Source organism: Acidobacteriaceae bacterium (assembly GCA_035944135.1).
Classification (GTDB): Bacteria; Acidobacteriota; Terriglobia; order Terriglobales; family Acidobacteriaceae; genus Granulicella.
In genome coordinates, this window is sequence record DASZBM010000002.1 from 793,632 (window position 1) to 820,378 (window position 26,747).

General features: G+C 59.5%; 21 protein-coding genes and 1 tRNA gene. 10 read left to right on the forward strand and 12 right to left on the reverse strand.

What is annotated here, in order from left to right; genetic code table 11:
* Positions 1-58 precede the first annotated feature (58 nt).
* Complete coding sequence (locus tag VGU25_06020) at positions 59-754, reverse strand: alpha/beta family hydrolase (GenBank protein ID HEV2576749.1); 696 nt, start codon at positions 752-754, stop codon at positions 59-61.
* A gap of 125 nt (positions 755-879) precedes the next feature.
* On the opposite strand from VGU25_06020, the gene VGU25_06025 reads away from it, so the two are divergent.
* From VGU25_06025 to ribB, 5 genes are all read left to right on the forward strand, one after another.
* On the forward strand, positions 880-2,475 hold the full coding sequence (locus tag VGU25_06025; GenBank protein HEV2576750.1) for a peptidase S10: 1,596 nt from the start codon (positions 880-882) through the stop codon (positions 2,473-2,475).
* 249 nt (positions 2,476-2,724) lie between these two features.
* Positions 2,725-3,423 carry a DUF1269 domain-containing protein gene (locus VGU25_06030; protein ID HEV2576751.1) on the forward strand — a complete coding sequence of 233 codons (699 nt, stop codon included), beginning with the start codon at positions 2,725-2,727 and terminating at the stop codon, positions 3,421-3,423.
* Between the two features lie 84 nt (positions 3,424-3,507).
* Entirely contained in the window at positions 3,508-3,669 is a 162-nt protein-coding gene (locus VGU25_06035) for a hypothetical protein (GenBank protein HEV2576752.1), read from the forward strand.
* 162 nt (positions 3,670-3,831) lie between these two features.
* Positions 3,832-4,059: a hypothetical protein gene (locus VGU25_06040; protein ID HEV2576753.1), complete on the forward strand. Its 228-nt coding sequence runs from the start codon at positions 3,832-3,834 to the stop codon at positions 4,057-4,059.
* Positions 4,060-4,172: 113 nt separating this feature from the next.
* Positions 4,173-5,387: a 3,4-dihydroxy-2-butanone-4-phosphate synthase gene (gene ribB / locus VGU25_06045; GenBank protein ID HEV2576754.1), complete on the forward strand. Its 1,215-nt coding sequence runs from the start codon at positions 4,173-4,175 to the stop codon at positions 5,385-5,387.
* A gap of 1 nt (position 5,388) precedes the next feature.
* Here ribB and VGU25_06050 read toward each other — a convergent pair whose 3' ends face one another.
* Positions 5,389-6,036 (reverse strand): HAD family phosphatase, encoded by a 648-nt coding sequence (locus VGU25_06050; GenBank protein ID HEV2576755.1) that lies wholly within the window; start codon positions 6,034-6,036, stop codon positions 5,389-5,391.
* 59 nt (positions 6,037-6,095) lie between these two features.
* Here VGU25_06050 and VGU25_06055 point away from each other — a divergent pair, with 59 nt between their 5' ends.
* A complete protein-coding gene (locus tag VGU25_06055) occupies positions 6,096-7,274 on the forward strand; it encodes a pyridoxal phosphate-dependent aminotransferase (protein ID HEV2576756.1) in 1,179 nt (392 codons plus the stop codon).
* Between the two features lie 3 nt (positions 7,275-7,277).
* Here the strand turns inward: VGU25_06055 and VGU25_06060 are convergent, their stop codons facing one another.
* The 7 genes from VGU25_06060 to VGU25_06090 all read right to left on the reverse strand — a co-directional run bounded on the left by VGU25_06060 (position 7,278) and on the right by VGU25_06090 (position 19,287).
* The gene (locus tag VGU25_06060) at positions 7,278-7,904 is read right to left on the reverse strand and encodes an MBL fold metallo-hydrolase (GenBank protein ID HEV2576757.1); all 627 of its coding nucleotides are present in this window, start codon (positions 7,902-7,904) and stop codon (positions 7,278-7,280) included.
* 59 nt (positions 7,905-7,963) lie between these two features.
* Complete coding sequence (gene secG / locus VGU25_06065) at positions 7,964-8,251, reverse strand: preprotein translocase subunit SecG (protein ID HEV2576758.1); 288 nt, start codon at positions 8,249-8,251, stop codon at positions 7,964-7,966.
* A 118-nt stretch (positions 8,252-8,369) separates the two neighbouring features.
* The gene (bglX, locus tag VGU25_06070) at positions 8,370-10,691 is read right to left on the reverse strand and encodes a beta-glucosidase BglX (protein ID HEV2576759.1); all 2,322 of its coding nucleotides are present in this window, start codon (positions 10,689-10,691) and stop codon (positions 8,370-8,372) included.
* Between the two features lie 57 nt (positions 10,692-10,748).
* The gene (locus tag VGU25_06075; GenBank protein ID HEV2576760.1) at positions 10,749-12,917 is read right to left on the reverse strand and encodes a glucoamylase family protein; all 2,169 of its coding nucleotides are present in this window, start codon (positions 12,915-12,917) and stop codon (positions 10,749-10,751) included.
* A complete protein-coding gene (locus tag VGU25_06080) occupies positions 12,917-14,242 on the reverse strand; it encodes a glucoamylase family protein (protein HEV2576761.1) in 1,326 nt (441 codons plus the stop codon). Before VGU25_06080 ends, VGU25_06075 begins: the two co-directional genes overlap by 1 nt.
* Position 14,243: 1 nt before the next feature.
* On the reverse strand, positions 14,244-15,704 hold the full coding sequence (locus tag VGU25_06085) for a hypothetical protein (GenBank protein ID HEV2576762.1): 1,461 nt from the start codon (positions 15,702-15,704) through the stop codon (positions 14,244-14,246).
* A gap of 61 nt (positions 15,705-15,765) precedes the next feature.
* Complete coding sequence (locus VGU25_06090) at positions 15,766-19,287, reverse strand: TonB-dependent receptor (GenBank protein HEV2576763.1); 3,522 nt, start codon at positions 19,285-19,287, stop codon at positions 15,766-15,768.
* Positions 19,288-19,506: 219 nt separating this feature from the next.
* Between VGU25_06090 and VGU25_06095 the strand changes: the two genes are divergently transcribed.
* Positions 19,507-20,670 carry an ROK family transcriptional regulator gene (locus tag VGU25_06095; protein ID HEV2576764.1) on the forward strand — a complete coding sequence of 388 codons (1,164 nt, stop codon included), beginning with the start codon at positions 19,507-19,509 and terminating at the stop codon, positions 20,668-20,670.
* Here VGU25_06095 and VGU25_06100 read toward each other — a convergent pair.
* Complete coding sequence (locus VGU25_06100) at positions 20,657-21,763, reverse strand: HoxN/HupN/NixA family nickel/cobalt transporter (protein HEV2576765.1); 1,107 nt, start codon at positions 21,761-21,763, stop codon at positions 20,657-20,659. The genes VGU25_06095 and VGU25_06100 overlap by 14 nt on opposite strands.
* Positions 21,764-21,868: 105 nt before the next feature.
* Positions 21,869-21,953, reverse strand: a tRNA-Leu gene (locus VGU25_06105).
* 117 nt (positions 21,954-22,070) lie between these two features.
* Between VGU25_06105 and VGU25_06110 the strand changes: the two genes are divergently transcribed.
* Positions 22,071-24,152, forward strand: coding sequence for a M3 family metallopeptidase (locus VGU25_06110; GenBank protein HEV2576766.1), 2,082 nt, complete (start codon positions 22,071-22,073; stop codon positions 24,150-24,152).
* Positions 24,153-24,155: 3 nt separating this feature from the next.
* Complete coding sequence (locus tag VGU25_06115; protein ID HEV2576767.1) at positions 24,156-25,280, forward strand: isoaspartyl peptidase/L-asparaginase; 1,125 nt, start codon at positions 24,156-24,158, stop codon at positions 25,278-25,280.
* On the opposite strand, the gene VGU25_06120 is transcribed toward VGU25_06115, so the two are convergent.
* The gene (locus tag VGU25_06120; protein ID HEV2576768.1) at positions 25,255-25,980 is read right to left on the reverse strand and encodes an HAD hydrolase-like protein; all 726 of its coding nucleotides are present in this window, start codon (positions 25,978-25,980) and stop codon (positions 25,255-25,257) included. The genes VGU25_06115 and VGU25_06120 overlap by 26 nt on opposite strands.
* A 244-nt stretch (positions 25,981-26,224) precedes the next feature.
* Between VGU25_06120 and VGU25_06125 the strand changes: the two genes are divergently transcribed.
* Positions 26,225-26,689 (forward strand): response regulator, encoded by a 465-nt coding sequence (locus tag VGU25_06125; protein HEV2576769.1) that lies wholly within the window; start codon positions 26,225-26,227, stop codon positions 26,687-26,689.
* Positions 26,690-26,747 lie beyond the last annotated feature (58 nt).

Sequence of the window (26,747 nt, forward strand, 5' to 3'; positions counted from 1 at the left end):
ACTCCGCGTCTCGCTTCGCTGGATGACGCCCTGGCCCAGATGCGTCAGGCGGGGCTCGCTAACTGAGTGGCGTAAGGCCGAAGTTGGATTGGAGCCACGCGCGCAGGGCACCGGACATGCGATCGAGCTTGGGCTGGGGAGAGCCCGGCACTCCAGCGAAGAAATGGTCGGCGTCTTCGATGAAGAGAATTTCGCGCGGTTGTGACGCCGAAACCAGATATGCCTCCAGCGTGCCGCGCGGGCTGAACTCATCCTGGTCGCCGGAGATAAAGAGCTTCGGCACCGAACCGCAGGCCGGCAGAAAATCGTAGCGGTAGTCACGCCCAGCGGCGCGCACCGGAAGCCCGAGTCCAACCAGGCCGCGAACGCGAGCGTCTCCGCAACAGGCGCGTAGCCCCACATTGGAGCCGAACGAGAAACCAGCAAACAGGATCGGCAGATTGAACCGCTCGGTGAGCCAATCGAGGGCTGCGCGGACGTCATCGACTTCGCCGCGCCCGTCGTCGTGCGCGCCTTCACTCAAGCCGGTGCCGCGGAAGTTGAACCGCAGGGTAGGCAGGCCGAAGTACGAGAACGCCTTGGCAGCGTGGTAGACGACCTTGTTGTGCATCGTGCCGCCGCCGAGCGGATGCGGATGCGCGACAAGCGCTGCGTAGAGCGCATCCGGATGGCCCGTGTTCAGGAGAGCTTCAAGGCGGCCTGCGGGGCCGCGGAGATCTTCGATGGTCTGGACGTGAGAGCGAAAGGACGTCACAGGATGAGTTTACGAGGTCCGGAGGAATTTCTGATTCGTGAGACTCCGCGTTCGGTATAGTCGTCTCACCACGCAGTTACACACTTTTCAGGCAATCATAAATTTGCGATTCAGGAGGCGTCTCATTGGCCACCTTGGTTAAGTCTTTGTGTGCTGTGCTTCTTGGCACGGCGTTGGTAGGTTCGGGGTTTGCTCAGGATCAGCCACAGCGGCCGAGACGGAGCGACGAACCAGCGGCGAATGCCCGCGGAGCGAGCGAGCCTGAGCAGAACAAAGAGAATGCTCTGCCAATCCCCGCGGAGAACAAGACCGAGACCCAGCATGTGTGGAGCGCGGGTGGGCGCACGGTGCACTACACCGCAACCGCGGGAAATCTGCTGATTCGGGACGATGAGAACAAGCCGAACGGAAGCATCTTCTATGTCGCCTACACCGAGGATGGCGCCGACCATCACAACCGGCCAGTGACGTTCCTGTACAACGGCGGTCCCGGGTCAGCGACGATCTGGCTGCACATGGGGTCGGTCGGTCCCGTCCGCGTGGTGACTGCGAGTCCGGATGTGAGTGGGCCGCCGCCTTTCAAGTGGGTCGAGAATCAGTACAGCCTGCTGGACAAGACGGACCTGGTCTTTGTGGATGCGCCGCTCTGCGGCTTCTCTCGCGCGGTGGGCAAGGGAACCGCGAAAGACTTCGCCGGAGTCGATCAGGATGTGAAGGCCTTCGATAAGTTCATCACGCGTTACATCACGGTCAATCAACGGTGGAACTCGCCGAAGTATCTGTTTGGAGAAAGCTATGGCACGCCGCGCTCGGCTGCGTTGGTGGCTGCGCTCAATAACGATGGCATTCAGTTCAACGGCGTCATTCTCCTGTCTTCGATCTTGAACTACTACATGCGCGCGCCGGGATATGACATCGAGGCGCCGACCTATCTTCCGAGCTATGCCGCGATCGCGTGGTACTACAAGAAAGTCCCGCAGAACGGCAGCATGCAGGACTGGGTGCAGAAGGCGCGCGAGTTTGCAGGCGGAGAGTACGCGGCGGCTCTGCACAAAGGTGACATGATCTCGAAGGCGGAGTTCGATGACGTGGCGCAGAAGGTGGCAAGCTTCACCGGTTTGCCTGTCGATTATGTGAAGGACGCCAAGCTCCGCATTTCGCCGACGCGCTTCCGCAAAGAGCTGCTGCGCGGCGATGAAAAGGTCCTGGGCCGATATGACGCGCGCTTCGAGGGCGATGACATCGATGCGGCGGGCGAGAACCCGGGCTATGACCCGAGCGACACGGCCATCAGCGGCGTCTTCGTCGGCGCGTTCCATGACTATATCCAGAGCGAGCTGAAGTACATGAGCTCAGAGCCGTATTACCTGCAGGGGCCCGGGATCAACCAGAACTGGGACTGGAAGCACCGGCCATCGGGAACGCAGAACTTCGGCGGCGGTGGCCGCGGCGAGCAGTCAGAGCCCGACACCGTCATCGACCTCTCGGACGCCATGCGCAAGAACCCGCACCTGCGAGTGTTCTCGGCCAACGGCTGGTTCGATCTCGCGACGCCGTTCTTTGGGACGGAGCACGACCTGGCCCAGATGATGCTGCCGGAATCCAGCCTGAAGAACGTGCAGTTCGGGTACTATCCAGCCGGGCACATGGTCTACTTGAACGTCGATGCGCTGCACCAGATGCACGACGACTTGGAACGCTGGTACGGCGAGACCCGATAAGCGCGAGAGCAACTGAACTGCAGCAACGAGGTGCGAACATCCGATGGTCGCGTAGAGCGGCCGAGCGGAATCGCACCTCGTTCTGCGACGGATGCGCGTTTGCTTGCACAGCGTGGCGAGGTGTACCTTGTGCGCACGTTAGGGCTCTTTGCCGCACCGGCTCTGGATTAGCGCAGCAGCGGGTGCATTCACCGACACCAGGCAGACAGCGGGGCTCCACAAACAAAATACCGAAAGGAGGTCCACATCATGGACCGTATGCTGGTCGTTGTTTTTAACGATGAGGCGAAAGCGTATCAAGGGAAGACTGCGCTTATGCAGCTACAAGACCAGGGCAACGTTAATGTATATGGGTACGCTGTTGTCGCGGAGAATGCGGACCGCAGCGCAACGATAAAGCAGTCGGACAACAGCGGGCCGCTCGGCAGCTTGTTCGGTATGTCTTTTGGAGCACTTGCCGGAGCTCTCTTTGGACCCGTAGGAATGCTGCTGGGAGCAGCCGGGGGACTGGGCGGCGGTGCTGCGGTCGACTTCACGAACCTCGGCGTCGGCCAGGACTTTCTGGACGATATAGCCAAAACGCTGACGCCGGGCAAAGTGGCACTGGTTGCCGAGGTCGATGAGGAGTGGACGGCGCCCGTCGACTCGAGCATGGAGGTGCTCGGCGGCGTCGTGCTGCGGCGTGCCTTGTCGGATGTGCAGAAGCAGGTGCGCGAGGAAAACATCGCCGCCATGAAAGCCGACGTGGCCCAGTACCGGGCGGAGATGGCGCAGGCACACGCGGATCGCAAGGCGAAGCTGCAGGAGAAGATCGGCCAGCTCGAGAGCAGGATCCAGGCGCAGGTGCAGAAGCTGCAGGAACGAAGTGTCATCTCGCAGAAGAAGGCGCAGGCCAAAGCAACAGCGGCCGAAGCGAAGGCAGCAGTCGCCCGGGCCAAAGCGTCGTAGATCAATTTCGTTTGCGGGTTGGGTCAGCGGCCGCTTCGAGTTCAAACGAAGCCCGGATCGGCGGTAATTGCAGGCGTCGTTTCCATGGTCCTCGGGGCTTATCTGGTGACCAACCTGGCCGGAATCAGCGCCTTCTTTATCGGCATGGCCATCGGGATCGATCTGATTTTCGATGGAGGCGCACTGCTGCTGGGATTTGCCATGGCCATTCACAGTCTGCCGAAGGTGCAGACCCGCACGGCGTAGCTTCGCGGGTGCGATGACTTTTTGGCTATAACCGCCACCTGCCGTAAGTGTCTTGAGATCAACAAGACAGGCAGCCGCAAGCCCATTTCGGCCTGAAAACGTGCTAAACTAAAGTGTTTGCGGCGTCTTCTGGCGCTGCGTGGAAAGGAACCAGAAGCAGAAATGGCAAAGCGCCGCGGAAATCCAAATTGGGGAAAACCCGAGCCTATCGGGCCGGTCGTCCCCACGGTGACATCGTTTGAACAGATTGTTAAGGAGTACAAGCTGACTCCTGACCAGTACGTGCGCTCCACGCGTCTGCGGGAATGGGCGCGCCGGAACAAGAACTCGAAGTACATCCCGGAAGCGCTGCTCGAGGCCTGGGGTTTTGAGATCGAGTCGACGCTGTAGCGCGATTCGGGCCCGATGTTGAATCGGTCGGAGAGGCAAAACATCAATTAGCTCAGAAGAATGGCCGCCGCTGCGCGGCCACTTCTTTCGACTGAGAAGCAAGGAGCCAGGCGATGGCAGAGTTGCCGGGTGGATTTGTAGATGTGCCGGAGGCAATCGCAGAGCTGCAGGCCGGCAGGATGATCGTGGTCGTCGACGACGAAGACCGCGAAAACGAGGGCGATCTGACTCTGGCGGCGGAGTTCTGCACGCCGGAAGCCATCAACTTCATGGCTAAATACGGCCGCGGATTGATCTGCCTGACCCTAACTGAAGAGCGAGCGGACGCGCTGCGTCTCTCTCCCATGACGCAGGATAATACCTCGCGTTTTGGCACGGCGTTCACCGAGTCGATTGAGGCGCGCGAGGGCGTGACTACCGGAATCTCAGCGGCCGATCGCGCCCATACCATCCAGGTGGCGATTGCGCCGGGAACCACGCCGAATGATCTCGCAAGGCCAGGCCATGTGTTTCCGCTACGGGCACGCAAAGGTGGAGTACTTGTGCGCGCTGGCCAGACGGAGGCTTCGGTCGACCTCGCCCGGATGGCTGGCCTGATTCCGGCCGGCGTGATCTGCGAAATCATGAACGAGGACGGAACGATGGCGCGCGTTCCGGATCTGCTCGAGTTTTGCAAAGCGCATGGGCTGAAGATGCTGACCGTTGCGGAGCTCATCCGCTACCGTCTGCAGAACGAGCGCTATGTGCACAGGGTTGGCGAGGCGCAGCTGCCGACGCCCCTCGGCGAGTTTCGGATGATTGCCTACGAGAGCGAGGCTGGCCTGGGCGAGACATACGGGAGCAACGGGGAGTCTCACGTCGCGCTGGTCTATGGAGACCTCGAGAGGGCGCAGAGCGCAGGAGAGCCGGTGCTCGTGAGGGTGCACACGCATTGCCTGGCCGGAAATTTGTTCGGGTCGTCGTTGTGTAATTGCCAGGCGACACTCGACGGTTCGATGCGCGCCGTCGCCGAGGCTGGAGCCGGTGCGATTGTTTACTTGCACCACACGCAGCGAGGTCTGGGTGTTGACCGGACACTGCAGCCTCCGCGGCTTGCGTTTCATCGCAGCGAAGGGCGCGCCGGCGGAGAGCGCAGTGAGGACGGACATCAGCGGGTGCTGCGACAGGTGGGGCTCGGAGGACAGATCCTCTCGGACCTCGGAATTCGCAGGATCATGCTACTGAGCAATCATCCGACACACGTACCTGCGCTGCAGGGCTTCGGGATCGAGATCGTAGGGCAGGCGCCGATTCCTGGCGTAACAGACCAGGAGACGAGCAGCCGCTGAGCTACTTTGCGATAAGCGAGCTGGGCATCGGAAGACCAATCACGTTCGCATGCTGAAGCTCACGGAGAAAGGTGTCGTGCCTGCTGTACTGGATGGCATGCAGGCCGACTCTGCGAGCGGCCTCGACGTTCTCTATGCGGTCGTCAATGAATAGCGTGGCCTCCGCCGCGTTGCCGATGCCGGCAACCGCGTGATGGTAGATACGCTCATCCGGCTTGGCGATTCTGAGCCGATGCGAGAAGGTATGGTGCGGAAATCCAGCGAGCCAGGAGCAGCGTTCAAGAATGCCGGTTTCCATGGCGTCCCCGATGTTGGAGAGGATGCCAGTGGCGACTCCAGCGCGCTGCAGAGTGATCGCCCAGTCGATCATCGGCTGATTGGGTTGAGTCCACAGATCGACATCTGTCCGGAGCAGCTCCGTGATTTCGTCGTCGCTCGGCGGATGGCCGAGTTCTTCGCTGACAACGCGCCAGAACTCAACCCCACTCAGCACGCCAAGGTCGTAGTCGTGCCGATGCCGCCAGTAGGGAACCTCGAGTTCAGCATCCGTGGCGTTGAGGATCGCCTGCATGCGGCGATGGGCGAGGGGATCTGGCGGACCGCTGAGCACGAGGCCGAAGTCGAAAAGAACCGCACGAATCTGAGGCATCTGCATCGATTTTAGATGGATATGCCCGCTGAAATTTCGGGCAAGTATGCTCAGTGAAGATGAGATTTTCTGCGAGAACGGCCTGGGAGCTGGGCGAGAATGCGCTTACCGCGAAATTGCGAGAGCGGCGGGCGCGCGGCGAAGAGGTCCTGGACCTGACAGTTTCAAATCCGACCGCGTGCGGATTCACGTATGAACGCGAGGCGCTCCTGGAACCGCTTGCGGCGCCGGCTGCACTCGAATATGAGCCGGAGCCATTCGGTCTGGAATCAGCGCGCGCCGCCGTCGCGGAGTATTACGCCGATCATGGCGCCATGGTGCCGCTCGAACATGTCTGCCTGACGACCAGCACCAGTGAAGCGTACAGCTATCTTTTCCGTCTGCTGTGCGATCCGGGGGATGAGGTGCTCGTCGCACGGCCAAGCTATCCGTTGTTTGATTTCATTGCGCGGTTGGATTCTGTGATGCTGCGTGAGTATCCGCTGCGCTACGATCCGGGCGCTTCAGCCGCATCTGCGCACGCGTGGACCATTGACTTCGACGCGCTGCGAGACGCGATTACGGAGCGCACGCGAGCGATCATCGTGGTGCATCCGAATAACCCGACAGGGAATTATGCATCCGAGAGCGAACGCGAAGAGCTGGAGACACTTTGCGCCGTGCGCGGCATTGCGCTGATCGTGGACGAGGTTTTTCTCGATTACGCCGTGCGGACGGAGGTGAGACCCCGTACATTTGCGGCGGGCGACGGGCCTGCGTTGTGCTTCGTGCTGAGCGGGCTCAGCAAAGTGTGTGCGCTGCCGCAAATGAAGCTGTCGTGGATTGTCGCGCGCGGCCCGAAAGAGATCCTGGAGACAGCGCTTGCGCGACTGGAGATCGTCGCGGACACTTTTCTGTCAGTGAATGCTCCAACTCAGGCAGCACTGCCGAAGTGGTTGCGAGGACGAAATTTCCTTCAAGAGCAGATTCGAGTGCGCGTTCGCTCGAACCTCGCCATGCTTGATGCGCGGCTTCGCGGGACACACGCGGACCGGCTCGCGCTCGAGGGTGGTTGGACGACTGTGCTGCGTGTCGCGCGGCAGGTCGACGGGCAGGACTTTGCACACGCAGCGCTGAATCGCGGTGTGCTTGTGCAGCCGGGCGAGTTTTACGGTTTGCCTGCCGGACGCGCAGTGCTCAGCTTGCTCTGCCCGACGGAAACCTGGCACCACGGCTTGGCGCTGCTGCCGATCGATTGAGGCTCAAGTGAGAAAAGGGTTCGACACGCGCTCTTCACCAATGGTCGTCGTGGGACCGTGGCCGGGGATCACAACGGTACTGTCGGGCAAGGGAAGCAATCGCTCGCGGATGCTCTGGATCAGCTTGTTGTAGTTACCGCCGGGCAGATCAGTGCGACCTATGGATCCCGCAAAGAGCGTGTCTCCGGCGACGAGGAGCTGGTTCGCCGGAAGATAGAGGCACAGGCTTCCTTCCGTGTGGCCAGGAGTGTAGAGGACCTGCGCGTCAATGTCACCGACCTTCATATGTTCGAGATCGGAAGGAGAGTGATCGGGTGGCTTGACCTTCGGTGTCTCTACGCCGATCCACGCGGCCTGCATGTCCATCATTGCTGCTAAGGGCAAGTCGGCAGCGTTGTAGAGAATGGGCGCACCGGTAATCTGCTTGAGTTCGAGCGCGCTGGCGATGTGATCGATGTGCGCGTGAGTGACGACGATCTGACGAACGGTGAGTTGATGCTTCGCGAGCGCGGCCAAGATCCGCGGGATCTCATAGCCTGGGTCGACGACGATCGCTTCACGCGATTGCTCGTCACCCAGGATCGTGCAGTTGCACTGGAGCAAGCCGACTGGGAAGGTCTCACGAATCATAGTGACCTGAAAATGAAAGAGCGCAGGCGAGATGCCTGCGCTCCTGCGTTGAACTCTGCTTACTTGTGCGCCGGCGTGGATTGCGTGGTTCCCGAAAGAACGGACCGGTTCGTCCTCGAGTGCGACATCGCAATCGTCAGCGCAATAGAGGTAAACATGAAGATGACCGCTGCCCATGTGGTCATGCGCGTCAGCAGGTTTGCCGCACCACGAGGACCGAAAGCAGTCTGTGATCCCTGGCCGCCAAAGGCGCTGGCGAGATCGGCAGACTTGCCCTGCTGAAGCAGGATGACTCCGGTGATGAACAAGCAGACGATAACGTGAACAATGACGAGGAGAATAACCATGCTGAATCGAATCCCTGGGTTTATCGCGGGGTGGAATCTTTAGTGCAAACGGGGCCAAACTCCCCTACGTTTCGTCCACACCTCTTATCAATATACACGAGGCGCGTGCAACCACCGCTCACCGTCCAACCTTGAAGCGCGCGGATGCGGTTGCTCTTGAGTCCCCTCCGACCCACACGGTGTACTCCGATGGATCGACTCGCTGGCGGCCGGTGTTGTCGAAGAACGAGAGCTCATCGAACCCGAGCTGGAAGGTAACCGTTTTGGATTCACCGGGGGCGAGGCTAACGCGCTGGAAACCTTTGAGGCTGCGCATCGGCTGCTCAAGGCTCGCGCCCCGGTTGCCGACGTAGCACTGCACCACCGTACTCGACGGCCTCCCCCCTGTATTTCGCACTACGGCCGTCACCGTGACAAGCCCCTTCGCATCATCGTGGATCTCGTTCAAGGGCACAGATGTGCGTGAGAGCTTCACATCTGAGTAGTCAAACGTCGTATAGGAAAGCCCGTATCCGAACGGATACAGCGCGTCGTTCGGAGCATCAATGTAACGCGACAAGAATCGCGTAGTCGAACTCGGCGGCTTGCTCAGGTCTGCGTCGAGCGCGGGGCGACCGGTAGGGAACTGGTTGTAGTAAAGCGGCTCCTGCCCCTCTGTCACAGGGAAGCTCATCGGAAGCCTGCCGCTCGGGCTCACGTCACCATAGAGGACCGCAGCAAGCGCATGCCCGGCTTCCGTGCCGGGAAACCATGCTTCGACAATGCCATCCACATGCTCGTGCGCCCATGTAAGCACGAGTGGGCGTCCCGAGAAAACCACAAGTACGACCGGCTTTCCGGTGGCGACAATGCGCTCAACCAGAGCCTGTTGGTTGCCGGGCAGAGTGAGGTGCGCGCGCGATCCTGCTTCTCCGCTCATCGCGCTCGATTCTCCCATCGCCATTACGACGACGTCGGCGTCGCGAGCCACCTTCTCGGCATCTGCAAAGCCTGCATCAGAGTCGCTGTTGATCTGCGTACCCTGTGCGTACAAAAGGTTCGCTCCCTCCTTCGCAGCACGCTCCTCAAGCGCCGCTCTGAGAGTCACAACATCCGTGCCGCGATGTGCCCCTCCCCACGCGCCCTGCATCTCGTTCGCTGCATCGGCGAGTGGACCAATGAGCGCGATCTTTGCATCGGATTTGAGCGGAAGCACAGGCTGATTGCCTAGCTGCTTGTTCTCGAGAAGCACGAACGACTCTTCTGCCGCCTCGAGAACCAGCGGACGATGCTCCGGAACGGCGGCGGTAATCTCGGGCACACCTGCATAAGGGTGTTCGAAGAGACCCAGCGCGAACTTCACGCGCAACACCCGTCTCACCGCTTCATCGATTACTGACATCGGCACGCGACCGGAACGGATCAGCGCGGGAAGCTGTGTGTCGTAAAGATGGGACATCATGTCGACATCCACGCCTGCGTTGATCGCCTTCTCGGCGGCTGTCGCGGCATCCAGCGCGACGCCGTGGTGAATCAGTTCCGTGATGGCCGTATAGTCGCTTACAACGAGACCGTCGAAGCCCCACTCTTTGCGCAGTATCGTATCGAGCAGGTAAGGATTTGCGGTCGCAGGGACACCATTCAGAGCGTTGAAAGCGCTCATGATCGTAGCAGCACCCGCGTCGACGGCGGCCTTGTACGGCGGCAGATAGACCTGGCGGAGCCTGCTCTCACTCATGTCGGTCGTGTTGTATTCGCGTCCGGCTTCAGCTGCGCCATAAGCTGCGAAGTGTTTCACGCTCGCAGCCACACTGTCCGAAGCGCTGAGAGTGGTGCCCTGGTAGCCGCGCACGTAGGCTCGGGCCATCGCCGCGCCAAGGAATGGATCCTCGCCGGCTCCTTCTGCTGAGCGTCCCCAGCGTGCATCGCGGGAGATGTCAACCATCGGCGAGTAGAACCAGCGAATGCCCGCAGTTGTCGCTTCCTGCGCCGACATGTGCGCAAGATGCTCCACGAGTTCCGGATCGAAACTCGCCGCGAGACCCAGTGGTATGGGATAAATCGTGCGGTATCCGTGAATGACGTCCGCTCCAAACAGCAGCGGAATGTGCAGGCGGCTCTTTTCAACGGCCGCATGCTGATAACTTGCGATCCGCTCGCCGCCCGTGACGTTCAGCATCGATCCAAGCCTGCCCTCTGAGGCAAGCTGCATCGCATCTATTTGATACGTCGCCTCCGGGTTGGCCGCAAGATCCGCAGTTGCAGTGGCTGCTTTCGTCGCAGACGTCCTGCCTGTGCTGCTGTACTGCACCAGCTGTCCCAGCTTCTCCTCGAGAGTCATGCGCGCGAGCAGAGCGTTCACGCGGCGCTCGATCTCCGGAGAAGCGAGTTGCGCGTTCGATGGACGAACCGCGTGAACCGAAGCGTGCCGCTGCTGCTGAGCGCAAACCGTCGCAGCCACACACACACAAACAAGCAGAGTTCGATGTAACTGAAAGACTCGTTTCTTCCTGGCCAATTACTGATCCTTGTCCGGTACCAGGCCGATCTTCTTCTGCATCGCCGGCATCTCAGGGTTACTCATGAAGCTGCGCCAGACGAGTCCAGTGCGCCCGTTTTCAATCATTACAGTCTGTGGCGCCTGGTTCAACGCCAGCTCGCCAGTCGCGTACCAGTCTTCTGTTTCATTGAATGCGTTGCGGAAACCATACACATCCCAGAGTGCCGGCCCGAGATCGCGGTAGAAATGTTTCAGTGCGAGCAGCGATGCCTCCGGTGTGTAGGCGTAGGCGCCCATCGCAGCAGTCGGTGCGAGCGTTCCGTCATCGGTCGATGGGGGATGGAACGCCCGATATCCATGCGGCCCTGTCACCGCAGACATTCCCCAGTCATCTGCGCCGTAGCCCTCAAAATGATGCGGGTTGTCGATCGCATACTTCTGCTGAATGATGCTCATGTTTCGATTGTTCACGAAGTAGTTGGCGTATTTGTCGTGCACGCCGCGCGGGTCATAACCCATGAACGAATAGTGAGTGAAGAACAAGGGCCCAGTCGTCCCATTCGGATCTGCGACCGTCAGCGTGATTCCGTACCAGGAACTATGCTTACCGAAATGCCGTGCCGGATTACCTTCGGAGCACCAGCCGGAATAGTAGAGGCTGGCCGGCAGAGGGTGGGTCGGCGATGCAATGCCGAGAAGATACGGCATCAGCGTTTCGTTCCATCCGCCAAGACGATTCTTCTTGTGAAATCCGAAATCCGGCGACCAGTGCCAGTAGAGCGCGTCATGCGCTGGCGTTGCATTGAACCAATCCCACTCGACGCCGCGCCACAGAGCGGTAATCTCATCGCGCAGTTCGCGCTCCTTCGGTGTGTCGCGCGTGAAGTATCCGCGCGCGGAAAGCAGTCCTTCCATCAAGAATGATGTTTCGACGATATCTGCCCCATCATCATAGAGCCCGAAGGCCGGCAGGATATGTCCTGTGCTGCCGCTAAGGAAATGCGGCCACGCGCCATGGAACCGGTCCGCATGCGCAAGATAGCTCGTGATCCGCAGCATGCGGTCGACGATCGCTTCCCGCGGAGCAAAGCCGCGCTCTGCGCCAACGATCAACGACATGATCCCGAAGCCGCTGCCGCCAACAGCGATCATGTCGGGATCGCCCGGTATGGATTCCCGAGCCAGCCCGCTGTGCGGTTCGGCGCCGTCCCAGTAGTACGAAAAACTTGCTTCCTGCACCATCGTCAACAACTCATCGTCGCTCATGGCGTGCGTTGCAGCTTGTACCGTATTCGATGGCGCTGACTCGCGCAGTCCCGCGGTGCGCGCCGTGACGCGATAGTTTGCGGACACGCCCACTTGGTTTATGAAGTCCACAGCGCGATTGATGGCCGGTCGCTGCGTTTGCACCTGAACAAACGGACCGCCATTCATCGATCGGTAAATGACGTACTCAGCGACATCCGGATCCTCGCTCGCGTCCCATGTGAGCAGAACGTGCCGCTCATACCCCTTTGCTTGCAGGTTTGCCGGCGTCGGCGGCGTCTTCTCATGCCGTTCGAGATTCGCGATACGCACGTTATCGACGAGCACGGTATGCGGATGACCATCCGAATTGCCTTGTAAAAAGACGATCGTATTTGTCCTGGCAGGCTCGAATGGCCTTACTGATCGCGAGTGGAACGAGCTCATCGGGATCAGCACACGCGTCCACTTGGCCGCCGCCACCTGATGCACATAATCGCCAAGCCGCACCTTTTCGCTGAATCCGTTGCCGGCATCGTGCAAACAGATCAGCGGCAGCTCAGGCCCCTGCAGCGTTTCTTTCGAATAGAGCCACAACGACAACGTGTCCCCTGTGAAGTTCACGTATCGATTCGGCCAGTTCTGCAGGCGCAGCTCAACATCCCACTCGCCTTCCGGAGCGCTGGTCCACGAGAGGCGCAGAGAATTCGGAGCGCTGACGAAACTCGAGGTGTCTACGGGAAGTTTGCCGTCAATCAGTTCCAACGCGCTGGGAGCAGAAACATTCCCTTCGCTATAGAAATGCGCATGCACGGACTCGCTGTTTTCGAAAAATTCCTTTTGCTGCCAGCTCTGCTGCGCGTTTGCAGAAGAGAACGCGAGTACACCGACAGCGATTGCGCCAGCGAGCCCGCAGCGCGAAACGATCCTCAAAAAACTCATTAGACCTTCTCTATACCCGCGAGTTGCATTGCTCTCTGGGGCTCAGGGTTCGCCATAAACCACGCCCATAGGTTGCCTGTGCGAATGTTTTCTGCACTCAACAGCATCATCCCGACATCCAGCCCGAGCGTGTCCGTCGACACCCAGTTCGTCAGCGGATTGAATGCATCGGCCAATCCATACTTGCCCCATATCGTGGCGCCGTATTTCTTTTTCATCGCATACAGCGCGGGGATGCAGATGTCGGGATCGAGCATCAGCGATCCTCCGGCAGCGCAGGGAACCACAGTGCCGTCAATCTTCGAGTGCTGCGGCGGCCCTCCCCAGGCTTTGTAGCCTTTGGGGCTCGATGAGCTGGTGATCCCCCAGATGTCCTGCGTGTAGTCCGGGAACTGTTTCGCTAAATCGGTGTAACACCATTCGCGGTGCGCGCGCGTAGCAGTCTGTGAGTTCGCGAACCAATCTACCTTTGCCCCACGCGTCTCGCGTCGGCCGCGGAAATCAAACCACGCGAAGGGGTACTGATACGTCCAGAGCAGGGAAGTGCCGACGTAATGATATTGCCCGTATTGATTCGGGTTGCGTTCCCAGGCATACCAGGCGTCCGGCGGCAGGGGAAGCGTCGGCGATCCAATACCGAGCAGATACATGGCGGCCAACTGGCAATACTTGTCATAGCGCAGCGCAAGATGACCCTCCGGCTTCCATCCGTGCGACAGCAGCTTTCCATCGCCGTTCGTCATCCAGGGAAAGTCATACCGGCTGTACAGCAACGTGGCGAGATCAGCAATCTCATGATCCTCATGGAAGAACTGGCGGCAGGTCAGCGCGCCGGCAAGCAACCAGATCGAATCGCTCGTCGACATCTCGACTTCCTTCCAGCGCTCACCCGTGTGCACATCGAGGAAGTGGTAAAACCAACCATGTTCGCATAGCACTTTCCCGTTGGTGTAGCTGCGCAAAGTACGTCGGACCACGTCCTTCGCCTTTGTACGCTCGATCCATTTGCGCTCCGCTCCAATACACATCGCGGTCAATGCAAACCCCGTCACGCCGGTGCTTCCCCGGGTCTGGTCTCCCTTGCGTGTGTTGTCGTCAGGATTCCCGTGGATCAAATCCATGCAGATGCCGGTCTCCGGATCCATCGCATCTGCAAAGTACAAAAAGCAGCGGCGCGATAACTCATCCAGCAGATCATCGTCGTTGTGATGTTTGCTGTAGCTGAATCCGCGCGCCCATGCAGGCGCCAATGCTCCGGCCGCGACGATGCGCAAGGCATCACGCCGCGAAAAAGTCTTACCCAGTCCTTCATGATCCGGCGTCATGCTATGCCTCGATGTACGCAGCCGAATACGGCGGCATGTTCAGGGTCGCGACGCCATGCCGGAACGCAATGGTCTGCTGTGGCTTCGGCTGAAACTCGCCCGCGGACCCGACAGGCGACGCTCCAAACGTCACGCCCTCCTTGCTGTCGATACGAGGCGCCTGCAGCCAGAAGATCTTTCCCCGATGCGCGGTTTTCACCCCGTCGAGCTTCACGGTAACTGCATCGGCCGCCTTGTTGAAAATAGCCAGCTTTACCCTTCCGTGATCCAGCGCCGAGAATGCCGTCACATTCTGCGCGTCCGTTTGCGCAGATGCGGATAGTGTTGTCCCCGTCATCGTCGCTCCCGCGAAGTTCTCTGCCAGCAACATTCCGTAATAAACCGGCCGCGCCGTGAACCCATTCTGAACAGTGCCCGCAATCGGTGTGTACAGTCCGTTGCCGCCGCCATGCAGATTCAGTCCGATGTATCCAGCCTCAGCCAGTTGCAGCCAGTAATCTCCACTCCACAACGCGGATGCAAAGCTGTCGCTGACCAGCGGCTTGCCACCGTGGAAGCAGCTGTTTCCTTCCGTCATGCGATACGGCCGGCCCAGAATCTTCGTCGCTTCGCGTACCACAGCGAACTCTTGCGTTGCCGGATTTCTGCCGCGATGCAGCAGGAACTCCAGCGTCATCCGCGGATCGGCCGGCGGCCCTTCAGCGTAGTAATGACCTGAGAGAAACACCAGATCAGGCTTCTTCTCAGCCGTCTTGGTCAGCCAGTCATACTCTTTCGCTATGTCCGGTGCAGCAAACCTGGCATTCGGCACGGCGGCTTTTACTGCATCCCGATGCACGGTCCAGCGATCCCAGTAATGATCGAATGTCCAGCGCTCCTTCGATCCTGCATCGTGATTCATGTCCGGCTCATTGCCGATCTGAAACGTAATCAGGCGGTCGCCGAGCGTGCTTGCGACGTACTTCGCCTCCGCAGCCGCATTCTCAGGCGTTCCATGCCGCAGGTTCAGCCCATAGATGATTCGCCACCCAACCGCATCAATAAACTCGCGCAGATTACGAATCGCGAGCGGCGTGAGGATCGAGGCAGTCTTCGCAGCCGTTCCAGCATCAGGACCAATCGCGAGCGGCGTATTGTTCTTCTCCGCGTCCGTATCGTTGCTGCTCCACGTTGTGTACTCACCCGTGTTGCCGCCGATCCGCAGAACGCCTTGCTTGCCGAGCGCGCGAAACAGACCGATGAGCGCCTTATTTTGGGCGGAGAAGAACTCCGGATGTCCAAGCTGCGCCGACTCGTAACTCAGTCCGGTGAAATCCTCCGGAACAGTTGCGAGATGCTTCGATGAGTCAATGGAGACGGTCACAGCCGAACTACCGGTGGTCTGTGCCGCAAGGCGTGAAAGCGGATGTGTCGCTGCAGCGATTGCAGCTGACCCTGCCAGGAAGGATCTGCGTGTACTCAAAACACTCTCTCTCATGGTGAATCGCAACCGGCCAGAGCCCCCTCCAGCCGGTTGCGAACAGTTAGAACGAGAACCGCGACTGCAGTTCGACAGTGCGGGAATCAAGTGCGCCTGTATTCTCGCCGAACGTTGTGGATGTAATGTTGGTGGTCGGAGTGCCCGCAAGCTCCTGGAAGTTGAACAGGTTGAACGCGTCTACGCGGAACTCTAGACTGGCGTGCTCTCCGATGACGCGCGCCGGCGGAATATTGAATCCTTTGGCCAAACTGACGTTGACTCCCTGATACGACGGCCCGGTAAACGAATTGCGTTCCATCGCCGGCCCGGGAATCGCGTAGGGTGTTGTAAATGGTGCGCTGTTAGGCGCGGCTGTGTAGACCGGCGGCGTGAAATAATTCTCGCCCCCGGTGCCAGTCGGGAAGTTGACATTGTGACCATTGGGATTGCTGGTGGATGGCCCGGATTCAAACGCTGCAGTGCTGTGATTTATTCCACGGCCGGTATAAGCTGCTGGCCGAATGCTCGTATAGAGGCTGTTCTCGTAATAGAGATGAGCCGACGCCCCGCCCACCAGGCCGGTCGCCGTCACCGGGTAAGTCGGCGTCCACGGGAAGCCCGCATGGTACTCATACGTGCCACCGAGTGACCAGCCGTCAGCGAAGGCGTGCAGCCAGCCCTCATGGAAGAAAGTCGGCTGGTACAGACCAAAGGCGCGGAAATTATTCTGGAAGTTATAGTCCGAGCGACCGTACGCGTCGTGAATGCTGATCGGCGCGTATGGGTCCTCGTTGTAGGACGTCGATCCCTCATCCATGCTCTTGGACCATGTGTAATCGGTCTCCAGCTGGAAGCTGCGGCTGAAATTATGCTTCAGGGTGGCCAGCATCGCGTTGTAATTCGAGTTGGCGCCATTCACGAAATCATTGATCTTGTTTATGTGGGGGTTCAATGCAAAGCCGCGAACCACCGCATACGCGTTCAGGTCCATCTCGTAAAAAAGGTGGTGTCCGGAACTGCCCTGATAACCCAGCGCCGCCACGAAGTTGGCAGGCAATTGCATCTCGGTATCCAGCGAGTAGTGATAGACCGTCGCCGTCTTTGGATTGTTATCGAAGGCGTAGACCGATACGACGGCAGAGGTGGGAACGTTATTGGAGTCGAACGCGGAAATAGCGTTGGGATTTGCTGGATAGCCGAATGGAGAGTTGATGTTTGGCGCGGTGTTGTAAACAATCTGCGGGCTGAATGCCGTCGTAGGCCCGAAGCTCAGAGCGTTCGGCACGTTCGCGTCCCCGGAGCGGGTGATGGCAATCTGGTTTTCTTCGAAGTTGATACCGAAGCCCCCGCGGAGAACCACCTTGCTGCCGTACACAGCCGGGCTCCACGCGAAACCGAGTTGCGGCCCGAAGTTGCCCTTCTGGGCGAGTGCCAGGGAGCCGGTCTTAACCAGGCTGGCGCCCGTAAGCAATGCGGAACCCGGACCTGGAGTGAAAACGGACAGGTTGTTTTCCTTGTCGCTCATCGTGCCGAAGTAGTTCCAGCGCAGGCCCGCGTTAATCGTCAACGTAGGACTGACCTTGAAGTCATCCTGCACAAAAACACCAGCAATATTCTGTCGATCGTCGTTCCGGATTAGCTCTGGAGTTCCGGTGACCGGGTTGAAGGTACCCGATTCAGTCACCGGCGCGTCATTGAGGAAATCCCAGAAGCTTTCGAACGTAAACGACGGGTGTGCGTTCGAGACCGGTTCATCCAGAAACTCGACGCGACTCAGTTGGAATCCCGCCTTGAGGCTGTGGCGACCCAAGGCCTTGGTAGCAATGTCCTGATAGGTGTAGGTCCATTGGTTGAACACGCCCGGGATACTCTCGCCAAACTGCGCGGGCTCGCTCGATCCCACCCCGGTAAAGGTGTCTGTAGGCAGGCCAAAGCTGCCTTGAGGATTCTGCGCGACCAGGTTATAGCGATATCCGACAGCACTGACGCGTGCCTCATTTAGCAGCGTCGGAGAAAAGGTGTGATTCCACAGCGCCGTGAAAGCATTGTTGATGTCGCTGGCGTATTCGAAGTTGGAGGGCCGCGCCGGACCGTTGTAGCTCGTCGTCGTATTCGGCGCCCAGTAGATGATGAAGCCCAACCGGTCTTTCTTTGTAACGTCGGCGTCCATGCGGCCGTTGTATTGCGATCCGACGAAGGTGCTCGGGTTTACCGTAGCCACCTCTTCGAGATCGGGGATTCCGTCCAGGCCGCTTCCAACACCCGGCTTCTGGTTGCTTGTCCACGTTTTATCGTGAGTGCCGAGCGCCGTCTTCAGCGGCGACCCGATATCCATCATTCCATTTACGGTCTTGCAGTAAGGGCCATCCGGAATCCCAATTGACGAAGAGCAGCTGCTTTGGATAACGCCCGTCGCAGCCGGAGCACCGCCGGGCAGAGTCAGATACTTCGCTGCGATGCTGCCGGCTGGAGCAGAAGCATCGATGGAGGGAGTCTCAAACAATCCGGTACCTGTCGTAACGGAATCGTTGCGGAGCGTCTCATACGCGAAAAAGGCGAACAGCCTGTTGTGGAGAATGGGGCCGCCGACACTGCCGCCAAACTGGTTGAAACGCTGCGGGTCCCTGACGAGGCCGCGATTGGCGGGAGTTTTGCTCGCATTTGCGGGGTCAACTGAGTTGGCGCCGTTCCACCGTTGCCAGGCGTTCAAGCCCGGACGGTCCGCTTTGAAGAACAAGCTTCCGTGATAAGCGTTGGTGCCGGTGTTCGAAGTCACCTGGATGACCGCACCGCTGAAGCGTCCATACTCGGCGTCGTACGCGTTGGCCGTCACCTTCATGTACTGGACCGAGTCTTCCTGCGGAACGATGACTGTCGATCCAGCCCAGCTCGCGCTGGCGGTCGGAATGCCGTCAATCAAATAGAGGCTGGTGTTGTTCTCGCCACCATTGCCCTCCACCTGCGGAGTCAGCTCACCCTTTGTGAAAATACCTTGGCTGGCCTGTTCTCCGCCGTTCTGCTCGGCTGGCAGGTTATTCTCGTTGCCATTCGAAGCCATCGAATTGTCGCCGAACATACCCGGAGCAAGCGACGCGAGCTGAAAGACGTCGCGGTTGAACGATGGCATGTGCTGAATCTGATCACTGGTAATCGTGCCGCTGATGTTCGCCGTCGTCGTATCGAGCGCCGGCACGCTACCGGCGTTGACCGCCACAGACTCGCTCGTCGTTCCGAGCGCCAGTTGAATATTAAGTGTGTTGGCCTGCTCAGGAATGATCGTTACGCCGGTCAACGTCTTGCTCGAAAAGCCCGGAGCGCTCGCAACCAGGTTGAAGGTGTCTGCCGGCAGCGCCTCGAGATAATAAATACCTTCGCCGTTGCTCTTCGCGCTCTGCTTGTGGTTGTTCGTTGTGTCCGTCAGCACGATTTGAGCCCCGGGAATCGCCGCGCCTGACGGGTCGGTAACCGTGCCTTGAATCGACGCGCGGTATTGAGCGGACGCGCTGCGTGCCGGCATCAGCGCCAGCAGGGAAGCGCAGAGCACTGTGAGCATCCATGCATTGCGTGCGCCATGGAAATTCCGCATGAGCTTGCTCTTCGTGGAGAGCGCTTCTAACTTGGGCAATCGTTTGAGCATTTTGGCCGTCCTACGGCGCCGCCGATCCTTCGGCAGCGGGCCGCTTTTTGAATGTCGCGTACCCTGCCATTTAGCCGGTCTATGAACAAATCTGTCAAGAGATAATTTGAGCTTAGAAAAATCTGTGCGAGAATCAGGCTGCATGCGTCGAGTTTTCTAGGATTTCCAATGGTGCCCCAAACTCATTCGACGTTCAGGACGGCCTCCAACAAGATGCCGCGCCGCGTCAATACCAGGCTGATCCTGGACGTTCTGCGCAAACACCAACCAGTCTCTCGAGTAGATCTGGCACGCCTCTCCGGCTTGCAGCCAAGCACCGTGTCGCTCATTGTCGAAGAGCTTGTCCGCGAGCACTGGCTCGAAGAAGGCGAGTTCGTGAAAGGGGCGATGGGTCGCCGCCCACGGCTGCTGTCTGTTTCGCACGACCGTTGCGTCATCGCCATCGACATCCATCCACGACAGACGACCCTTGCCGTCGTCGACATCACAGGAACAATCGTCTGGCAGGGGCAGGTCGAGTCATCGCCTGACCCCGATCAGTCTGTCGAACGTCTGATCGCTGCTGTTCGCGACGTCCGGCACAAGCACGCCGATCGCACCTGCGCCGGCATCGGAATCTGCGTCCCGGGCCGCACCGATCCGGCCGCGGAGCATCTGATCTTCGCCCCCAATCTGCACTGGCCGATCCTTGCCCTGAAATCACGCATGCAGACTGCGACGGGACTGCCGGTTCATATGGATAACGTCGCGAACGCCTGCGCCTTGCTGGAGGTCTGGCAATCGCAAAACGCCGAACCACACGATCTCGTTGTCGTGGAAGTGTCTGAAGGTCTCGGAACCGGGCTCTATATCAACGGCGCCATCGCGCGTGGTCGCGGTGGAATGGCCGGCGAATTCGGCCACATTCCCATCGAAGAGAAGGGAATTCCGTGCAGTTGCGGCAATCGCGGCTGCTGGGAGACGGTTGCCGCTGAACCTGCCGCCATTCGCTACTACTGCGAAATTGTCGGCCGAAAACCCTCTCTGAGCTTTCCGGAACTTATCAACCTCGCTGCAACCGGCGACCGCGACTCCATCGCCGCGCTGCGCACGATGGCCAGGCAACTTGGCAAAGGCATGCAGATGATTGCAGCGGCACTCGCCCCGGCAGAGATCATTGTCGTTGGTGACTGCACAGCCGCATGGGACCGCATGGAACGCGCCATCGAGCAGGAGTTCCGAAAACACCCGCTCGCGCAAAAGGTGGTTCTGCGTCCAGGCATGGACGCCGCAACCGCGCGCCTTCGCAGCGCAGTTCCGCTCGTGCTCACGGAGACTCTTACTGGGCTCTGATCTCGTCTTCTATTACTTGCTTAGCCTGCAGTGCATGATTATCGAGATTCATCCATTTGTACGCGGCGGCTGAGATCAGCCAACTGAGAACGAAGATGGCAATGATGCAGTAGCCGAGAAGCCCGAAGTGTTCATTCAGCCTCGCTACGAAGCCCCAGGTCCCCCCTGAAAAGTGAAACTGATCTTCGATCAAACCAAGCGCTTCGATGCCCCCAACCCCCAGAGCGACGACCACGGACACGAAGGTGATTGTGAGGTTGTAGTAGAGCTTGCGCACTGGTTTCACGAACGCCCATCCATATGCCTTGAGCATCAGAATGTTGTCTGTTGTATCGACAAGCGTCATTCCGGCAGTAAAGAGCACGGGAAACACCAGAATTGACCAAAGCGACAAGCCCTTGGCAGCTTCTGTCGCGGATATGCCTAGCAGCCCGATCTCGGTCGCAGTATCGAAGCCAAGGCCGAACAACAGACCGAGGGGGTACATGTGCCAGCTGCGGCGGATTAGCGCGAACGCGGGTCTGAACAGGCGACCCAGAAATCCACGCTTTCCCAGCAGCAGATCAAAGTCCTCGGCAATGTACGGCTCGCCTTGTCTGACCTGAACGAATGTCCGCCAGATCGAGACCAGAACAACCAAGTTCAGCGCGGCGATCACCAATAGGAAAAAAGCCGAAACTAAGGTCCCGACGACGGCTCCGGCGGATCTGAAGCTCTCGAATCGGTGCTGCAAAGCGACCGCTGTGGCAGCAATCGCGACGGAGCCCGCGACAACGACAGTCGAGTGCCCAAGGGAAAACATCAACCCGACTGCCACCGGGCGCTTGCCCTCCTGCATCAGTTTTCGAGTGACATTGTCGATCGCCGCAATGTGGTCCGCGTCGACTGCATGGCGAAGGCCGAAACTGTAAGCGAGAAACGCGGTACCCACCAGAACAGGATGGTGGCGGAACGCAATCGCAGCCCACACCCAGGCGACAACATTGGCAGCTAAGAGCACACCGTAGATCGCCGCGATCTTCGCTCTTACGCCCTCAGGTTGATCGTCAAGCAGACCTCGCAAAACGGGTTCCAGAAGGCGGTAGAAACTCATTCGCTCAGCCTATATCAGGCAATCGTCACATTATTGCTACACCGCCCGAAATCAAAAGGGCCAACCGGAGAGGCTGACCCTTCAAGAATCGACGTCATTATTGATTGGTGCGGAGGAGGGGACTTGAACCCCTATGCCTTGCGGCGCTAGCACCTCAAGCTAGTGCGTCTGCCAATTTCGCCACCTCCGCATGGGCCTGACACACACGCGGGTGCGGCAGGGGTGACGGGTGTTTCGTGTGTCAGTATAGCATCGTTCGTCACAATCCTCGCAGCCGCCGGCAGCCCTGCATGGCAGAATAGGCTGCATGACGATCCGCCAGTCTTTTCTGCTGCTTGCCCCGGCTCTTCTCTTGTCGTGCTTCACGATCCCGACAGCGGCACAACTTCCCGCCGCATCCGCGAATCCAGATCCGCTGCATGCATGGATCGGAGCAAAATCCCCGGCCGACATCACCGCATGGATCAGCGATCGCCTCGCCGCAGAGCAGAAAGATGTAGCAGCCCTGACCGCCGTCACCGGCCCTCGCACCGTCGAGAACACTTTGCGCCCTTTTGACGATGCCCAGAATGAGCTCGCGATCGCCGGCGATCAGGCATATCTGCTCTACTCACTCGCGGACGCAGCCGACATGCGCGACAAAGCTCAGGCTGAGCTCAATCGCATCTCGTCAGCTGGCACCGATCTCAGCCTGAACCAGGCCGTCTATCGCGCGCTCGCCGCAGTTCCGCTGCCAACTGGATCCACCAAAGACGACCTCGCCACGAAACACTACATCGAGCGCTCGCTGCTCGAGTACAGGCTCTCGGGAGTCGATAAGGATGACGCGACGCGCGCCAGAATTCACGCCTTGCAAGACAAGATCACCTCTCTCTCGCTCGACTTCGGCCACAACGTCGCGAACGACGTGAAGAAGGTGGCCGCCACAAAGCAGGAACTCGATGGACTTCCGGCGGATTACATCAGCCGTCACAAGCCCAACCCCGACGGAAGCTACACCCTGACCACCGATTCGCCGGACATGACTCCGGTCGAGGTCTTTTCCACCAACCCCGAACTTCGCCGCCGCATGTACATCGCGTATCACTCGCGCGCCTATCCCGCGAACGAGCCCGTCCTCCGGGATCTGCTCGAGACCCGTGAACAGCTCGCGCACACGCTTGGCTACCCAACCTGGGCCGATCTCGCCACCGCAGATCAAATGATCGGCTCCGCAGCCAATATGAAGACGTTCCTCGACCAGGTGGACGCGGCAACCAAGGAAACATCCGCCCGCGAGTACAAGCAACTGCTCGCCTTCGCGCAGAAGCGTCAGCCCGGCCTCACTGAAATCTCAGACTCCGACGCAGGTTACTGGACCGAGCAATATCGCAGGGCAACCTACGATTTCGATGCCCAGTCTGTCCGTCCCTACTTCCCATACGCGCAGGTCGAAGCCGGAATTCTCGCGACCGCCTCAAAGCTCTTCCACGTAAGCTTCACCCGCGTCCCCGACGCAATCGTTTGGGACAAATCCGTAACCACCTACGACGTCATGGATAGCGGCAAGCGCATCGGCCGTATCTATCTCGACATGCACCCGAGAGAAGGGAAGGACAAGTGGTTCTCGTCCGGTCCCGTCCTTCCCGGCATTCGCGGCCGCCAAACCCCTGAGGGCATGTTGATCTGCAACTTCTCCGGCGGTGTTGCCGGCGACCCCGGACTAATGGAGTACAGCGAAGTCGTCACCTTCTTCCATGAGTTCGGCCACCTGATGCACCACATTCTCGGCAGCCAGAACGAGTGGTCGCAGCAGGGCGGCTTCAACGTAGAAGGCGATTTCGTCGAAGCTCCATCGCAGATGCTCGAAGAGATGTTCCGCAGTTATGCCGTGCTCGCTCCTTTCGCAAAGAACTACAAGACCGGCGAGACCATCCCCGAGTCCCTCGTCGCAAAGATGAACGCCGCCGGAGCCTACGGTCGCGGCAACTGGGTGCAGTCGCAGCTTTTCTACTCAACCTATTCGCTGCAGATGCATGACCAGCCTGCCGCGCAGTTGAAGTTCGACGACATCTGGCGCGAGGATCACGACCGCTTCCTCCACACCACCTTTGTCCCCGGAAGTCATGACTTCGCCGCATTCACGCATCTGGTCGGCTACACCTCGAACTACTACACCTACGTGCTCGATAAAGTCATTGCAGTAGACTTCTTCTCGCAGTTCGATCGCCGCGATCTCCTGAACGGCCCGACAGCCATGCGCTACCGCAAGACCGTGCTCGAACCCGGCGCCACGAAACCTGCCGCGCAGCTTGTCAAAGACTTCCTCGGCCGGCCGCAAAGCCTTGACGCGCTGAAGACCTGGGCTAACGTAGAGTTCCAACAGCCGCAAAGCAAGGAAGGGAAGTAGCCGATGCAAAGCAGGCGCCTGGTGCAGGTCGCTGTTGCAGGAATCCTGCTCGGAACCGCGTTCGCCTGTCTCGCTCAGTCAAACGAGCGCGCTCCGCTCGTGACACAAGCGCCTCCCGGCAAGTGGGCGATCGTCCTGCACGGCGGAGCCGGCGTCATTCAGCGCAGCTCCATGACGCCCGAGCGCGACAAAGCCTATCGCGCCGGCATGGACGTAGCAGTGCGCGCGGCCGCGAAGGTGCTCGACGCGAATGGCTCCGCGGTCGACACCGTCGAGGCCGCGCTCATCAAGCTCGAGGACAATCCGCTCTTCAATGCAGGCAAAGGCGCCGTCTTCACCGCCGATGGCAAGAATGAGCTCGACGCCGCCATCATGGACGGCAAGACCATGGAGGCCGGCGCCGTCGCCGAAGTTACGCGCACAAAGAACCCCATCTCGCTCGCCAAAGCCGTCATGCTCAAGAGTCCTCACGTGATGCTCGTCGGCGCCGGTGCCGATCAGTTCGCCGCCAGCGTCGGGCTCACCCAGGTCGACCCCAGCTACTTCTTCACCGAACAGCGCTGGCAAGGTCTGGTTCGTCAGCTCAAAAAAGAAGGACGGCCGATTCCTCCTCGTCCCGCAGGCGCGCCGCCCGAACCAACCAAACCCATCGCCCAGCTTGAAACTCCCGACACCCACAAGTGGGGAACAACCGGAATCGTAGTTCGCGATCGCCAGGGCAACATCGCCGCCGGCACAACCACCGGTGGCGTGCAGGGCAAGCGCTGGGGTCGCGTCGGCGACTCACCCATCATCGGCGCAGGAACCTACGCCTCCAATCAATCCTGCGGCGTCTCCGCTACCGGCACCGGCGAATACTTCATCCGCCTCACCGTCGCGCGCACCATCTGCGCCCTCGTTCAGTACAAAGGCATGCGCCTGCAGGATGCCGCCGACGAGGTCATCCAGAAGCAGCTATCACCTCTACAAAACAACCGGCAGGGAGATGCAGAAGGCGGCGTCATCGCCATGACACCCGACGGAGCTACAACTCACCCGGCATGTTCCGCGCACGCCTCGTCGAAGGCGGCGAAATCCAGATGGGCATTTACAAAGACGAACCCTAGAAATATTCCAGCAACTCGCTGAAGCTCTTAAGCTCCAGCAGCTTTTCCGCATCCGCCGGAGCCTCCACCACCTCGTGTTCCAGCACCCACGTAAAGTCATGCGGGATAAACACCGCACCCAACCCTGCAGCCAGCGCCGGATTGATGTCGGAGCGCGGCGAGTTGCCAATCATCCACGTATTCGCCGGATCGCAGTCGTGCCGAACCGCCAGCTCGCTGTACATCGCCGCCGTCTTCTCATGCGGCACTTCAACCGCCGCAAACGAATCCCGCAGCCCGGAGCGGTCCACCTTATCGTGCTGCTCGTCCGGATTCCCCTTCGTCACCAGGATCAGCCGATGCCGCGCGCCTAGTTCGCGCAGCGTCTCCTCGACCCCCGCAAGCAGTTCAATCTCCTGCGACGCGATCGCGTTCGTGAACGAGACAATGCGCTCATGTTTCTCCGCCGTAACCGGCCCATCCGATAGCTGCTCGAAGCACTCGATGAGAGAACGCCGAAAGCTCTTCAGTCCGTATCCATGCTTCGCGATCGTGACTCGCTCACACATATTCAGGCGCTCCCGCACCTCCTCCGGACTATGCACACGGTGGTCCAGGTACGAGATGAACGACGTGATCGCCTGTTCGAAATAGATATTGTTCTCCCAGAGCGTGTCATCCGCATCGATCAGCAGCGTCTGCCGCGCAGCCTTTCGTGCCGGCGCAGAGCGTCTGGACTGCACCAGGGTTGAGTCCCTTCTCGAATCCATCGCCTGATTTTAGCGGGATTCTCGGTCCGCCTGAGAAACGCCCCCTAGGGAATCGCCTAGTTCCAATGGTCACCATCCCTGCGTAGGCTTCGGTGTACTCGAGCTTCCAAAAGAGGCCTTCAGTTCCCATCGCGCAGAGCGAAGGCCTTTTACTCGACGGCTCCCGAGGGGCCCACGGATGTCGTATCTTCCCCAAGCGCGAGATTCTCACCCAGCGATGAATTTCCCTGTCGAGAGCCTCTCGACCGGGCCGGCAACATCCGACAACAGCGCCCGAGAGCAGACCGGCCAAGCCACGCCGTCACGCGACCGCTCCAAAATTCTTTGTATCGGCGACGATCCGTTACTCCTGTTTTCGCGTCGTCTTGTGCTCGAAAGGAACGGATATCTCGTCGTGACTTTGCGAAGTGACGAGCTTCCGGATGAGGAGCAACTCCGCAGCTTCGATCTCATCGTGCTCTGCCACTCAATCCCGGATAAGGTCGCCGGTCACATCCTGGAAGTCCTTTGGCGCGTGACACCCGAGACCCCCGTGCTGCTCGTCTCCCGGTTCGATCTATACGCTCCTGCCGGCCCCCATCACATCGGAGTTCCGCCTCATCCGGAAGCCTTGCTGGGCACTGTCGCGGAACAACTTGCGGCTCACAATAAATCTGGAACTCGCCAGCAGAGCGCGGGATAGCCCCTTAGCCCCGGTCACACGCACCCGCCCCCCAAACCCGCCACACACTGCTGTGTTA